Source organism: Streptomyces coelicoflavus (genome assembly GCF_003112555.1).
GTDB lineage: Bacteria > Actinomycetota > Actinomycetes > Streptomycetales > Streptomycetaceae > Streptomyces > Streptomyces coelicoflavus.
The window spans coordinates 584,924-598,656 of the sequence record NZ_BEWB01000003.1; the positions used below are offsets into that span (position 1 = coordinate 584,924).

General features: G+C 73.3%; 8 protein-coding genes and 1 tRNA gene. All 9 read left to right on the plus strand.

The window, feature by feature from the left end; genetic code table 11:
- The first annotated feature begins 59 nt into the window (after window positions 1-59).
- The 9 genes from Sco07f_RS07910 (at window position 60) to Sco07f_RS07950 (ending at window position 13,506) form a co-directional block, all read left to right on the plus strand.
- Complete coding sequence (locus Sco07f_RS07910) at window positions 60-650, plus strand: hypothetical protein (protein WP_007451898.1); 591 nt, start codon at window positions 60-62, stop codon at window positions 648-650.
- 109 nt (window positions 651-759) lie between these two features.
- Window positions 760-2,277 carry a DUF7059 domain-containing protein gene (locus tag Sco07f_RS07915; protein WP_108987350.1) on the plus strand — a complete coding sequence of 506 codons (1,518 nt, stop codon included), beginning with the start codon at window positions 760-762 and terminating at the stop codon, window positions 2,275-2,277.
- A gap of 234 nt (window positions 2,278-2,511) precedes the next feature.
- Window positions 2,512-2,709, plus strand: coding sequence for a hypothetical protein (locus Sco07f_RS40080; RefSeq protein ID WP_167468049.1), 198 nt, complete (start codon window positions 2,512-2,514; stop codon window positions 2,707-2,709).
- A gap of 268 nt (window positions 2,710-2,977) precedes the next feature.
- The gene (gene topA / locus Sco07f_RS07925; RefSeq protein ID WP_108987352.1) at window positions 2,978-5,836 is read left to right on the plus strand and encodes a type I DNA topoisomerase; all 2,859 of its coding nucleotides are present in this window, start codon (window positions 2,978-2,980) and stop codon (window positions 5,834-5,836) included.
- Window positions 5,837-5,942: 106 nt separating this feature from the next.
- Window positions 5,943-9,260, plus strand: a complete 3,318-nt coding sequence (tmk, locus tag Sco07f_RS07930; RefSeq protein ID WP_108987353.1) for a dTMP kinase — start codon at window positions 5,943-5,945, stop codon at window positions 9,258-9,260.
- Window positions 9,261-9,388: 128 nt separating this feature from the next.
- Complete coding sequence (locus tag Sco07f_RS07935; protein ID WP_007451890.1) at window positions 9,389-10,594, plus strand: DNA polymerase III subunit delta'; 1,206 nt, start codon at window positions 9,389-9,391, stop codon at window positions 10,592-10,594.
- Window positions 10,595-10,721: 127 nt separating this feature from the next.
- Window positions 10,722-12,341, plus strand: coding sequence for an alpha/beta hydrolase (locus Sco07f_RS07940; RefSeq protein WP_054102418.1), 1,620 nt, complete (start codon window positions 10,722-10,724; stop codon window positions 12,339-12,341).
- 117 nt (window positions 12,342-12,458) lie between these two features.
- Window positions 12,459-12,532 (plus strand) — tRNA-Thr (locus Sco07f_RS07945).
- 230 nt (window positions 12,533-12,762) lie between these two features.
- Window positions 12,763-13,506: an SDR family oxidoreductase gene (locus tag Sco07f_RS07950; RefSeq protein WP_108987354.1), complete on the plus strand. Its 744-nt coding sequence runs from the start codon at window positions 12,763-12,765 to the stop codon at window positions 13,504-13,506.
- The last annotated feature ends 227 nt before the right edge of the window (window positions 13,507-13,733 follow it).

Genomic DNA, 13,733 nt, shown 5'->3' on the forward strand with positions numbered 1-13,733 from the left:
ACGGATGGTCGTCCGGTGGATGTCCCCCATCCGGCGTGTATGTTCCGGGGCCGAGAGCCATGGAAGGGACCAATCCGGTGAACAAGAAGCTCGCGGTCGCACTGTCCGGCGGTGCGGTACTGGTACTGGCGCTGACGGGATGCGGCGGCAGCGACGACAACGAGAAGCTGGACTCCTGGGCCAAGGAGGTCTGCGAGGGCGTGCAGCCGCAGGCCAAGAAGATCGCGGCGGCCAACGCGGCGATCCAGAAGGAGACCTCGGACAGCAGCACGCCGGCCGAGGTCCAGAAGACCGACGCGAAGGCGTTCCAGGACATGTCCGACGCCTACAAGGCGATGGGCGCCACCGTCCAGAAGGCGGGCCCCCCGGACGTCGACGACGGCGAGAAGAAGCAGAAGGACGCGGTCACCGAGCTGAACGGCCTCTCCTCCTCGTACGCCTCCCTGCGCCAGCAGGTGGAGAAGCTCAACACCAAGGACCAGGCCGAGTTCGCCGACGGCCTCAAGGACATCGCCACCGAGCTGAACAAGCTCAGCAAGAGCGGCAGCGACGCGCTGAAGACCCTCGAGGAGGGCGACGTCGGCAAGGCGATGGCCAAGCAGCCCAGCTGCAAGTCGGCCTCGGCGACGCCGTCCGCCGCCAAGGGCTGACAGGGGCGGCGCCCCCCCCGGTTCCCACCCCGCACCCCGTCTCGCGCCCCGCCCCGCGTCCCCACGCGGACGCGGGGCGGGGCGCGGACCGCCGGGCCACAATGGGGGTGTGAGTAACGCCAGCCTGTCCCCCCTGCCCTCCGCCGACCGCCCCGACGTCACCGCCCGGCTGCGGGACGCCCTGCTCGGGGCGTCCTTCACCGCCGACGGACTGCTGGAGCTGCTGGGCGCCCCCGCCTACGCGGCCCTGTCGCGCAGCGAGACCGTGCCCGCGCTCCGGGCGACCCGCGGCGACACGGCGCTCGAACTGCTCGTCCGGCTCTTCCTGCTCCAGCAACCCGTCCCCCGCGCGCGCGTGGCGGACGTCCTGCCCGTCGACGGCTGCCTGGAGAGCGGCTGGCTCGACCGCGCGGGCGACGACGAGGTGACGGCCACCGTGGACGTACGGCCCTACGGCGGGCCCGGTGGCGAGGACTGGTTCATCGTCTCCGACCTGGGCTGCGCGGTCGGCGGCGCCGGAGGCATCGGCAGCCACGCCGAGGGCGTCGTCCTCGGCGTCGGCGGCGCCTCCACGACCCTGGCGGGCCTCACCGTCCGTACACCCGTCGCCGCCGCCCTCGACCTCGGCACCGGATCCGGCATCCAGGCGCTGCACGCCGCCGCGCACGCCACGCGCGTGACCGCCACCGACGTCAACCCGCGCGCGCTGCACATCGCCGCGCTCACCCTCGCCCTGTCCGGAGCCCCGGCCGCCGACCTGCGCGAGGGGTCGCTCTACGAACCGGTCGACGACGACGCGACGTACGACCTCGTCGTCTCCAACCCGCCGTTCGTGATCTCACCGGCCGCCCGGCTCACCTACCGCGACGGCGGGATGGGCGGGGACGATCTGTGCCGCTCGCTCGTTCAGCAGACGGGGGAGCGCCTGAACGAGGGCGGGTTCGCGCACTTCCTCGCCAACTGGCAGCACGTGGAGGGGGAGGAGTGGACGGACCGGCTGCGTTCCTGGGTGCCGCGCGGCTGCGACGCCTGGATCGTGCAGCGCGAGGTGCAGGACGTCACCCAGTACGCCGAGCTGTGGCTGCGCGACGCGGGGGACCACCGCGGTGACCCGGCCGAGTACCAGGCACGGTACGACGCGTGGCTGGACGAGTTCGAGGCCCGCAAGGTCAGGGCCGTCGGCTTCGGCTGGATCACCCTGCGCCGGACCTCGGCCGCCGAGCCCTCGGTCGTCGTGGAGGAGTGGCCGCACCCGGTCGAGCAGCCGCTCGGCGAGACCGTGCGCGCCCACTTCGACCGCGTCGACTACCTGCGCTCCCACGACGACGCGGCCCTCCTGGAGGCGCACTTCACGCTGGCCGGCGAGGTCGTCCAGGAGCAGGTCGGGCTGCCCGGCGCCGAGGACCCGGAGCACGTCGTGCTGCGCCAGAACCGCGGCATGCGCCGGGCCACCCGGGTCGACACGGTCGGCGCCGGTTTCGCGGGCGTCTGCGACGGCACGATGAGCGCGGGCCGCATCCTGGACGCCATCGCCCAGCTGGTGGGCGAGGACCCGGTCGCCCTGCGCGACCGCACGCCCGCGCAGATCCGCCTGCTGGTGGAGCAGGGCTTCCTCGAACCGGCGTAGCGGGGGCCCGGACCACCGGGCGTGGGTGCGCACACCCATTTCTTTCTCCGGGCCGCCCGGGAAGCCCGCCCGAGCAGCCCGCCCCACCCGAATACGGCGAACCGGCCACGTCCGACCGCCCCCGGCGGACCCGTCGGCTCCCCGTTCACCTCGGGTTCGCCTGCCCGCCGCCCGTGCGTGACAGCCTCCCGGAGGCTGGACACGCGCGGGCTGGAGAAAAGGGGCACGGGGACCATGGAGAGCGGGCCGGCGATCTTCGCGGGAGTGGTGTTCGCCCTGTTCGGGGCCGGTCTGCTGGCGTGGACCACGACGCGGCTGCGGCACGGCCGCCCCGTCGCGCTCGGTGTGAGCCCCGTCGCATCGGCGACCGTCGCGAGCGTCGCCTCGGTGATCGCGCTGGGCCTCGGGGCGTGGTGCCTGACGCGGGTGTGAGGAGCAGGTCGCAGGGCCGTGCCGCGGCGCGGCCCGGGTAACCGGGGGATCGCGCTCCGGATACCCGGGTCGGGGCAGGTGAGCACTCCGGGCGGCAGGAACAGGGTTCGTCGGGTTACCGTTCGAGTGGCCGTTGCGGGCTTTTCCCGTTTGACACGGGGGCGGGAGGTACCGTCACACTCCGCAGCGTCACGATCGAAACACAGAACGACCCGACCCGGGACCACGCCCTGGGAAGGCCCAGCGTCGACCGGAGAGAAGAGCGAAGTTGTCCCCGACCAGCGAGACCGCGAACGGCGGCCGCCGACTCGTCATCGTCGAGTCGCCTGCCAAGGCGAAGACGATCAAGGGCTATCTCGGCCCTGGCTACGTCGTCGAGGCGAGCGTCGGGCACATTCGCGACCTCCCCAGCGGCGCGGCGGAGGTGCCGGAGAAGTACACCGGCGAGGTCCGCCGCCTCGGTGTGGACGTCGAGCACGACTTCCAGCCGATCTATGTGGTCAACGCGGACAAGAAGTCGCAGGTCAAGAAGCTCAAGGACCTGCTGAAGGAGTCCGACGAACTCTTCCTCGCCACCGATGAGGACCGCGAGGGCGAGGCCATCGCCTGGCACCTCCAGGAAGTCCTCAAGCCGAAGATCCCGGTCAAGCGCATGGTGTTCCACGAGATCACCAAGGACGCGATCCGCGCCGCCGTCGCCAACCCGCGCGAGCTGAACCAGAAGCTCGTCGACGCCCAGGAGACCCGCCGCATCCTCGACCGCCTCTACGGCTACGAGGTCTCGCCGGTCCTGTGGAAGAAGGTCATGCCGCGCCTGTCGGCCGGCCGCGTCCAGTCCGTCGCCACCCGGCTCGTCGTCGAGCGGGAACGCGAGCGCATGGCGTTCCGCTCCGCCGAGTACTGGGACCTCACCGGCACCTTCGCGACCGGCCGCGCGGGAGACGCCTCCGACCCGTCGTCGCTGGTCGCCCGCCTCCAGACGGTGGACGGACGGCGTGTCGCCCAGGGCCGCGACTTCGACTCCCTGGGGCAGATCAAGAGCGCGAACACCCTCCACCTCGACGAGGCGAACGCCCGCGCGCTCGCCGCCGCCCTGGAGAACACGCGCTTCGCCGTCCGCTCCGTCGAGTCCAAGCCGTACCGCCGCTCGCCGTATGCCCCGTTCCGTACGACGACGCTCCAGCAGGAGGCCTCGCGCAAGCTCGGCTTCGGCGCGAAGTCGACCATGCAGGTCGCCCAGAAGCTGTACGAGAACGGCTACATCACCTACATGCGTACGGACTCCACGACCCTGAGCGACACGGCGGTCTCCGCCGCCCGCGCCCAGGTGACGCAGCTGTACGGCGCCGACTACCTGCCGCCCCAGCCGCGCACGTACGCCGGCAAGGTCAAGAACGCGCAGGAGGCGCACGAGGCGATCCGCCCCTCCGGCGACCGCTTCCGCACGCCCGCCGAGACCGGCCTGACCGGCGACCAGTTCAAGCTGTACGAGCTGATCTGGAAGCGGACCGTCGCCTCCCAGATGAAGGACGCGACCGGCAACAGCGTCACCGTGAAGATCGGCGGCGCCGCCTCCGACGGCCGGGACGTCGAGTTCAGCGCCTCCGGCAAGACCATCACCTTCCACGGCTTCCTCAAGGCCTACGTCGAGGGCGCCGACGACCCGAACGCCGAGCTGGACGACCGCGAGCGCCGGCTGCCGCAGGTCGCCGAGGGCGACGCGCTGACGGCCGAGGAGATCACGGTCGACGGCCACGCCACCAAGCCCCCGGCCCGCTACACCGAGGCGTCGCTGGTCAAGGAGCTGGAAGAGCGCGAGATCGGCCGTCCGTCGACGTACGCGTCGATCATCGGCACCATCCTGGACCGCGGCTACGTCTTCAAGAAGGGCACGGCACTCGTCCCGTCCTTCCTCTCCTTCGCCGTGGTCAACCTCCTGGAGAAGCACTTCGGGCGGCTCGTCGACTACGACTTCACCGCCAAGATGGAGGACGACCTCGACGCCATCGCCCGCGGCGAGGCCCAGTCGGTGCCGTGGCTGCGCCGCTTCTACTTCGGCGAGGGCGACGGCACGGGCGGCGGCGGCGCCGCCGACGCGGGCAACGGTGACGGGGACCACCTCGGCGGCCTCAAGGAGCTGGTGACCGACCTCGGCGCGATCGACGCGCGCGAGGTGTCCTCCTTCCCCGTCGGCAACGACATCAAGCTGCGCGTCGGCCGCTACGGCCCCTACGTCGAGCGCGGCGAGAAGGACGCCGAGAACCACCAGCGCGCCGACGTCCCCGAGGATCTGGCGCCGGACGAGCTGTCCGTGGAGCTGGCGGAGGAACTGCTCGCCAAGCCGAGCGGCGACTTCGAGCTGGGCACCGACCCGGCCACCGGCCACGCCATCGTCGCCAAGGACGGCCGCTACGGCCCGTACGTCACCGAGGTGCTCCCCGAGGGCACCCCGAAGACCGGCAAGAACGCCGTGAAGCCGCGCACCGCCTCGCTGTTCAAGTCGATGTCGCTGGACACGGTGACCCTCGACGACGCCCTGCGGCTCATGTCGCTGCCCCGTGTCGTCGGCGCCGACGCGGAGGGCGTGGAGATCACCGCGCAGAACGGCCGCTACGGCCCGTACCTGAAGAAGGGCACGGACTCGCGCTCCCTCCAGACCGAGGAGCAGCTCTTCGACATCACGCTGGAGGAGGCGCTGGCGATCTACGCCCAGCCCAAGCAGCGTGGCCGGGCCGCGGCCAAGCCGCCGCTGAAGGAGCTGGGCACCGACCCGGTCAGCGAGAAGCCGGTCGTGGTCAAGGACGGCCGCTTCGGCCCGTACGTCACCGACGGCGAGACCAACGCGACCCTGCGCTCCGGCGACAGCGTCGAGGAGATCACGCCCGAGCGGGGCTACGAGCTGCTCGCCGAGAAGCGCGCCAAGGGGCCCGCCAAGAAGACGGCGAAGAAGGCCGTGAAGAAGACGGCCGCCAAGAAGGCCCCGGCCAAGAAGGCGGCGGCGACCAAGAAGACGGCCGCCGCGAAGACCACGGCGGCCAAGAAGACCGCGGCCAAGAGCACGGCGAAGAAGACGACCGCCAAGACGACCGCCAAGAAGGCGACCGCGTCGAAGGCGTCGGAGGACTGAGCGCGCTCTTCGCGAAACGAACGCCCCGGCATCGATTCGGTGTCGGGGCGGACGTACGTCCGGCCGGGCACGCCGGACTGTCGGCGGCGACCTATAGGCTGAACGCATGACGCGAGCCGAGCAGCCAACGGCCCCTCACCCCGCCCCGGACGACGCCCTGGTCGCGGACTCCCGCGAGCGCGCCGTCCGCGCCCTGCTGCGCCGTCCGCAGCTGAGGCGTTTGTGGAGCGCACAGCTCGTGGGGGGTGTCGGCGACATCCTCGCCCTCCTGGTGCTGGTCCTCCTCGCCGTCCAGGCCGCGATCGGCGTGGGCTCCTTCGGCGGGGGCTACCGGGGTGTGGCGTTCGCAGTGGCGACCGTTTTCGGCGTCCGGATCCTGGCGACGCTGCTCTTCGGCGCCGTCCTGCTCGGGCCCCTGACCTCCCTCACCTCGCAGGACGGTCCGCTCGACCGGCGCTGGACCCTGGTCGGCGCCGACGGGCTGCGGGCCGCACTGCTGATCGTCGCGCCGCTGTGGATCGACTGGACGCCCGACAACGCGCTGGCCGTCCTCCTGGTGACCGTCTTCGTCACCGGCGTCGCCGAGCGCTTCTGGACGGTGTGCCGGGAGAGCGCGGCCCCCGCGCTGCTGCCCGCCCCGCCCCTGGAGGGCGCCACGGTACGGCCGCTGCCGGACCACATGGACGCGCTGCGCCGCCTGTCGCTGCGCACGAGCTTCGTCGCGATCCCGTTCGCGGCGGTCGTGCTGGTCGTCGCCGGGCTCCTGAACAACCTCCTGGGCGCCGGCATCGCCTGGTTCGCCGAGCACCAGGCGGCGCTGGGCTCGTACGTGGCGGCCGGACTGTTCGCCGCGTCCCTGTCCGTGGTGGCCTTCCTGGAGCTGCCCGCCGTGCGCACCCCGCGCGCGCGGTCGCCGCTGGAGGGCATGCGCCGCCCCAAGAGCGGCAGCGGCGTCGACAAGGGCCGCACCGGCGTGCTGCCCCTGCTGGTGGTCGCCTGCGCCGCGGTCGCCGCCGTGGTGGCCGCCGCGGTCGCCGTCGCCGTGCTGCACGCCAAGGACCTGGGCGGCGGCCCCGTGCTGTACGGGCTGATGGTGGGCGCGCTGACCGGCGGCGTCGTCGTCGGCATCCGCACCGCCCCCGCCCTGCTGCCGTCGCTGTCCCGGCGGCGGCTGCTGGCCCTGGCGATCGCCTTCGCCGGCATCGCCCTGCTGGCCGCCGGACTCGTCCCGGACGACACCACCGTGCTGCTGCTCCTCGCGCTGGCCGGTGTCGGCGCGGGCGTGGCCGCGAACACCGGGCACGCGCTGCTCGACCAGGAAACCGAGGACCACCGCCGGGCACGGACCACCGAGCACCTGCACGCCGTCGTCCGGGTCTGCGTGGCGCTCGGCGCCGTCGTCGGACCCGTGCTGGCCGCGGCGATCGGACCGCACCGGCTGGAGAGCGGCAGGTTCGTCTTCGCCCACGGCGGCGCCGCGTTCCTCCTGATGCTGCTCGGCGCCCTGCTGCTGCCGCTGGCCGCGCTGGTCCTGGCCAAGGTCGACGACCGCTCCGGCGTGCCACTGCGGCACGACCTGCGCGACGCGCTGCTCGGCGGCGACGACCCGGTGCCCGCGCCCACGGCCAACGGTTTCTTCATCGCCCTGGAGGGCGGCGACGGCGCCGGCAAGTCCACCCAGGCCGAGGCCCTCGCCGAGTGGATCCGCGGCAAGGGCCACGAGGTCGTGCTCACCCGGGAGCCGGGCGCCACGCCGGTCGGCAAGCGCCTGCGCTCCATCCTGCTGGACGTCTCCAGCGCCGGACTGTCGCACCGCGCGGAGGCCCTGCTGTACGCCGCCGACCGCGCGGAGCACGTCGACACCGTGGTCCGGCCCGCCCTGGAGCGCGGCGCCGTGGTCGTCTCGGACCGCTACATCGACTCCTCGGTCGCCTACCAGGGCGCCGGGCGCGACCTGTCGCCGACCGAGATCGCCCGTATCAACCGCTGGGCCACCGACGGTCTCGTACCGCACCTGACCGTCCTGCTCGACGTGGCGCCGGAGGCCGCCCGAGAGCGGTTCACCGAGGCGCCCGACCGGCTCGAGTCGGAGCCCGCCGAGTTCCACGCGCGCGTGCGCTCCGGATTCCTCACCCTCGCCGCCGCCGACCCCGGGCGCTACCTGGTGGTGGACGCCGGCCAGGAGCCCGAGGCCGTCACCACCGCCGTACGCCACCGGATCGACCAGGTGCTGCCGCTGTCCGAGGCCGAGATCAAGGCTCAGGAGGAGGCGCGCCGCAAGGCCGAGGAGGAGGCCCGCCGCAAGGCCGAGGAAGAGGCCGCGCGCAAGGCCGAGGAGGAGCGCCTGGAGCGCGAGCGCCTCGAGGAGGAGGCGCGGGTGCGCGCCGAGGAGGAGGAGCGCAAGCGGCGCGAGCTGGAGGAGGCGCAGCGGCGCGAGGCCGAGCGGCAGGCCGAGGAGGCCAGGCAGCGGGCCGAGGAAGCACGCCGCAAGGCCGAGGAGGAGCGGGTCCGGCTCCTCGCGGAGGAGAAGGCGCGCGCCGAGGAGGAGGAGCGGCTGCGGGCCGAGGAGGAGCGGCGCCGCAAGCAGGCCGAGGAGGAGGAGCGGCTGCGCGCCGAGGCCGAGGCCCGGCGCCTGGAGAAGCAGCGCAAGGCCGAGGAGGCCCTGCTGCGGGCCGAAGAGGCACGCCGGGCGGCGGAGCAGGCGGCGGCCGCGGCCGCCGCCGGCCCCAAGTCGTCGGCCCCCGCGGCGGCCGAGGCGCCCCGCCCGAAGCCGGCCCCCTCCGCGCCCTCCGACGCGGCGACCGTGCCGACCCCGGTCGTGACCCCGTCCAACGCCTCCGGCGGTCCGGTGGAGGACACGGCGGTCCTGCGGCCGGTGCGGGACACGGAGGACGACGGCCGGGCCGACCGGGCCGACGGGACCGAGGACGGTGCCCGGCGCGGGCGCGACGGCGGCCGGGCGTCCGGCGAGTCCGAGTCCGAGGTGACGACCGAGCTGCCCAAGCCGCCGGTGCCGTCCGGCGCGGCGGACGAGACGGCGGTGCTGCCGGCGGTGGAACCGCGGGACGCCGACGAGACCGCGGTCCTGCCGCCCGTGACGCCGCCGGGGGCCGCCGACGAGACGGCCGTACTGCCGCCCGTACGCGGGGACGACCCCGCCGACCGGGTCCCGCCGGGCTACTTCCGCGAGGAGGGACCGGACGCCGGTGCCGGGGACGCCCAGGACCGCACGCGTGAGCTGCCCCGGATCGACCCCGACCAGGCACCGCCGTCCCGCAGGCGCCGCTCCGACTGGGCCGAGGAGACCCCGCTGGACGACCTGCCGACGCTGGCGGACGAGCTGCTCGGGCCGCACGACGAGGACGAGGGCGGCCGGGACGACGAGAGCCGCGGCGGCCGGGGCAGGGGCCGGGGACGACGCTGAGCACCGGGGCCGCCGCGTTGTCGGTGCCGCCCCGCACAATGGAGGGCGCGGCGCGGATCGGCGCGGCGGCCAGTGCTCGTGTCGGCCCGATGCGGCTGGCTCGGTGTGACGGAAGGACGGCGTGACCCATGACCGTGTGGGACGACCTCGTCGGGCAGGAGAAGGTGTGCGAGCCGCTCGTCGCCGCTGCCCGGGACGCCGACGCCTTCGTCACCGCCGCCGCGGCCGACGGCCCGCTCCCGCAGGCGACGAGCATGACGCACGCCTGGCTGTTCACGGGCCCGCCCGGCTCGGGAGTGGCACAGACGGCGCGGGCCTTCGCCGCCGCGTTGCAGTGCGTGAGCCCCGACCGCGCCCTCGGCGGCGTCCCCGGCTGCGGCTTCTGCGACGGCTGCCACACGGCGCTGGTCGGCACCCACGCGGACGTCAGCACGGTGGTCGCCATGGGCGCCGAGATCCGCGCCCGGGACATGCGGGACACCGTCCGCAAGTCGTTCACCTCTCCCGCGAACGGCCGCTGGCAGGTCATCCTTGTCGAGGAGGCCGAGCGGCTGAACGAGAAGTCGGCCAACGCCGTCCTGAAGGCCGTGGAGGAGCCGGCCCCGCGCACCGTCTGGCTGCTGTGCGCCCCCTCCGTCGAGGACGTCCTGCCCACGATCCGCTCCCGCTGCCGCCACCTGAACCTGCGCACGCCGTCGGTCGGAGCCGTCGCCGACATGCTCGTACGGCGCGAGGGCATCGAACCGGACGTCGCCGCGGCGGCGGCCCGCGCCACCCAGGGCCACATCGACCGCGCCCGCCGCCTGGCCACGGACCAGGCCGCCCGGGCGCGCCGGGAGGCCGTGCTGAAGCTTCCGCTGCGGGTCGAGGACGTCGGCGGGGCACTCAAGGCGGCCCAGGAGCTGGTCGACGCCGCGGCGGCGGACGCCAAGCAGCTCGCCGAGGAGATGGACGCCAAGGAGACCGAGGAACTGAAGGCGGCACTGGGCGCGGCCCAGGGCGGCCGGCTCCCGCGCGGCACGGCGGGCGTGATGAAGGACCTGGAGGCCGACCAGAAACGCCGCAAGGCGCGCACCCAGCGCAACAGCCTCGATCTCGCCCTGAGCGAGCTGACCGGTTTCTACCGCGACGTTCTCGCCCTCCAGCTCGGCTCCCGCGTGGCCATAGCCAACGCCGACGCGGAGGACGCCCTGGAGCGGCTCGCCCGCGGCAGCACACCCGAGTCCACGCTGCGCCGCATCGAGGCGATCGCGGCCTGCGGCAAGGCCCTCGACCGCAATGTGCCGCCGCTGCTCGCGGTGGAGGCGATGACGATGGCCCTCAGAGCGGGCTGAGCCGGCGCCCGGCGCGCACAGCGCACCGGGGGACGCACCGGGGGCGGGACGGTTGACGCCGTAACCCGTACGAGGCACGCGAACCACGCACCGCGATGGCGCCGTCGCGGAGCGTTACGCTCGCTCAATGCACACAAGGCGCACTCACCGCAGGACCCGCACCGGCAGCACCCGCCTCCGAGCCACGGTGCTCGTCGCCGCGCTGCTCGCCACCGCCTGCTCGGCCGGGGGCGCGTCGACGTCCGCCGGATCCCCCGCGGCGGAGGCGGCCGGCTCGACGGAGGCGGCGACGGCGGCCCTGACCCCGCTGCCGAAGGCCACGCCCGCCGGGCTGTCGCCGTACTACGGGCAGAAGCTCGCCTGGCGCGACTGCGGCGTCCCCGGCTTCCAGTGCGCCACCATGAAGGCCCCGCTCGACTACGCCAAGCCCGGCGAGGGCGACGTCCGGCTCGCGGTGGCCCGCAAGAAGGCCACGGGGCCGGGCAAGCGCCTGGGCTCCCTGCTGGTCAACCCGGGCGGCCCGGGCGGCTCGGCGATCGGCTACCTCCAGCAGTACGCGGGGATCGGCTACCCGGCGAAGGTCCGGGCCCAGTACGACATGGTCGCGGTCGACCCCCGGGGCGTGGCGCGCAGCGAGCCGGTCGAGTGCCTCGACGGCCGCGAGATGGACGCGTACACGCAGACCGACGTCACGCCCGACGACGCGGGCGAGACGGACGAGCTGGTCGACGCCTACAAGGAGTTCGCGGAGGGCTGCGGGGCGGACGCGCCGAAGCTCCTGCGCCACGTCTCCACGGTCGAGGCGGCGCGCGACATGGACGTCCTGCGCGCGGTGCTGGGCGACGAGAAGCTGACCTACGTCGGAGCCTCGTACGGCACGTTCCTGGGCGCGACCTACGCCGGTCTGTTCCCCGACCGGACGGGCCGCCTGGTCCTGGACGGCGCGATGGACCCCTCCCTGCCCGCGCGCCGCCTGAACCTGGAGCAGACGGCGGGCTTCGAGACGGCGTTCCAGTCCTTCGCGAAGGACTGCGTACGGCAGTCCGACTGCCCCCTCGGCGACAAGGACACCACCCCCGACCAGGTCGGCAAGAACCTGAAGTCCTTCTTCGACGACCTGGACGCGAAACCCCTCCCCGCCGGGGACGCCGACGGCCGCAAGCTCACCGAGTCCCTCGCCACCACCGGCGTGATCGCGGCCATGTACGACGAGGGCGCCTGGCAGCAGCTGCGCGAGTCCCTGACCTCGGCGATCAAGGAGAAGGACGGCGCGGGCCTGCTGATCCTCTCCGACAGCTACTACGAGCGCGAGGCCGACGGCGGCTACAGCAACCTGATGTTCGCCAACGCCGCCGTGAACTGCCTGGACCTCCCCGCCGCCTTCTCCTCCCCGGACGAGGTGCGCGCCGCCCTCCCCGACTTCGAGAAGGCGTCCCCGGTCTTCGGCGAGGGCCTCGCCTGGTCCTCCCTGAACTGCGCGTACTGGCCGGTGAAGCCCACGGGTGAGCCGCACCGCATCGAGGCGGCCGGCGCCACCCCGATCGTCGTGGTCGGTACCACCCGCGACCCGGCCACCCCCTACCGCTGGGCCGAGGCCCTTTCCGGCCAGCTCTCCTCCGGCCGCCTCCTCACCTACGAGGGTGACGGCCACACCGCCTACGGCCGCGGCAGCTCCTGCATCGACTCGGCGATCAACACCTACCTGCTGACCGGAACCGCCCCGAAGGACGGCACCCGCTGCTCGTAGCCCCACCCCGCCGGCCCCACCCGCCCCGGAGCCTTCCGCTCCGGGGCGGGTTCGGAGCACCCCGGGAAACTGTGTAGACTTACCGACGTTGCTGATCGCACCATGGGTGCACGGCGCGCCGCCTTAGCTCAGATGGCCAGAGCAACGCACTCGTAATGCGTAGGTCTCGGGTTCGAATCCCGAAGGCGGCTCTGAGAAGGCCCAGGACAGATGGAATCTGACCTGGGCCTTTGTGGTTCTCCCGAATGATCCGGGCACGCCTGTAGATGACGGGTGGCCGATCCTCGCCGCCGGATGCGCGCCTGTGGCCGCGTACACCGCCCCCGGCTCCCCGCTCATGGATCGCGGGGTTCGCTCTTTCGGTGCCGCTCGGTGGGTATGGGTGCTCCCAGCGGGTGGGTCGTCGAGGCGGGGAGGGATCATGGCGGTGCTCACGGGCAAGGCGGCGGTCGTTACCGGTGGCTCGCGGGGGATCGGCCGGGCTGTCGTGCTGCGGCTCGCGCGGGACGGGGCGGCGGTGGTCTTCAACTACGCGCGGAACCGGGATGCCGCCGATGAGGTCGTGCGGGAGGCCGGGAAGGCGGGCGGGAAGGTCGTTGCGGTCCGGCTGGATCTGGCGGAGCCCCGCGCGGCCGAGGAGTTGCTGGCCACTGCCGAACGTCGGCTCGGCGGTCTGGACATCCTGGTGAACAACGCGGCTGTGCATACCGACGTCGTGCCCATCGCGCAGACGGAGGAGGCTGTCTTCGACAGCGTGATGGCCGTGAACGCAAAGTCGGTCTTCCTCACGGTGCGCTATGCGGCGCGGCACATGCGCGACGGTGGGCGGATCGTGAACATCTCCACGCTCAACACCGTTTTCCCCGCCCCCGGCAATGCTCCGTACGCGGCCAGCAAGGGTGCCGTCGAACAGCTGACCCTGGTGGCTTCACGCGAGCTGGGCGCACGGGGCATCACGGTCAACACCGTCTCGCCTGGCGCCACGGACACCGATCTTCTGAACGCGGCCAACGAGCCGGAGAAGGTGGCGATGGCCGTGGCAATGACCTCGCTCGGACGTCTCGGCCGGCCCGAGGACGTGGCGGACGTCGTCGCCTTCCTCGCGGGGCCGGACGGGCGGTGGCTGACGGGCCAGAACGTCCGTGCCAACGGAGGCGTCCTCTGACCGAGAGGGGCGCGGCTCCCTTTGAAACCCCGGGTCGGGAATCCGACCCGGGGTTTCCGCTGTCGTGGGGCCTTGAACTCCGGACGCTTCCGGTGCGCTTCCCGGGCGCAGCCGGTGGACGGCTGTGCGTGACGAGGTCGTGCGCGGCGCCGGACCGGGGCGGACGTCACCTCCGTGTGGCGTCCCTATAGGGCCGAGATAGGCCGCGAGGAGAGCCTCCGCTCGGA

What these genes read in the sequence shown, in the direction of transcription:
- Sco07f_RS07910 (WP_007451898.1), top strand. Translation starts at nt 60, where the DNA reads ATGGAAGGGACCAATCCGGTGAACAAGAAGCTCGCGGTCGCACTGTCC.
- Sco07f_RS40080 (WP_167468049.1), top strand. Translation starts at nt 2,512, where the DNA reads ATGGAGAGCGGGCCGGCGATCTTCGCGGGAGTGGTGTTCGCCCTGTTC.
- tmk (WP_108987353.1), top strand. Translation starts at nt 5,943, where the DNA reads ATGACGCGAGCCGAGCAGCCAACGGCCCCTCACCCCGCCCCGGACGAC.
- Sco07f_RS07935 (WP_007451890.1), top strand. Translation starts at nt 9,389, where the DNA reads ATGACCGTGTGGGACGACCTCGTCGGGCAGGAGAAGGTGTGCGAGCCG.
- Sco07f_RS07940 (WP_054102418.1), top strand. Translation starts at nt 10,722, where the DNA reads ATGCACACAAGGCGCACTCACCGCAGGACCCGCACCGGCAGCACCCGC.
- Sco07f_RS07950 (WP_108987354.1), top strand. Translation starts at nt 12,763, where the DNA reads ATGGCGGTGCTCACGGGCAAGGCGGCGGTCGTTACCGGTGGCTCGCGG.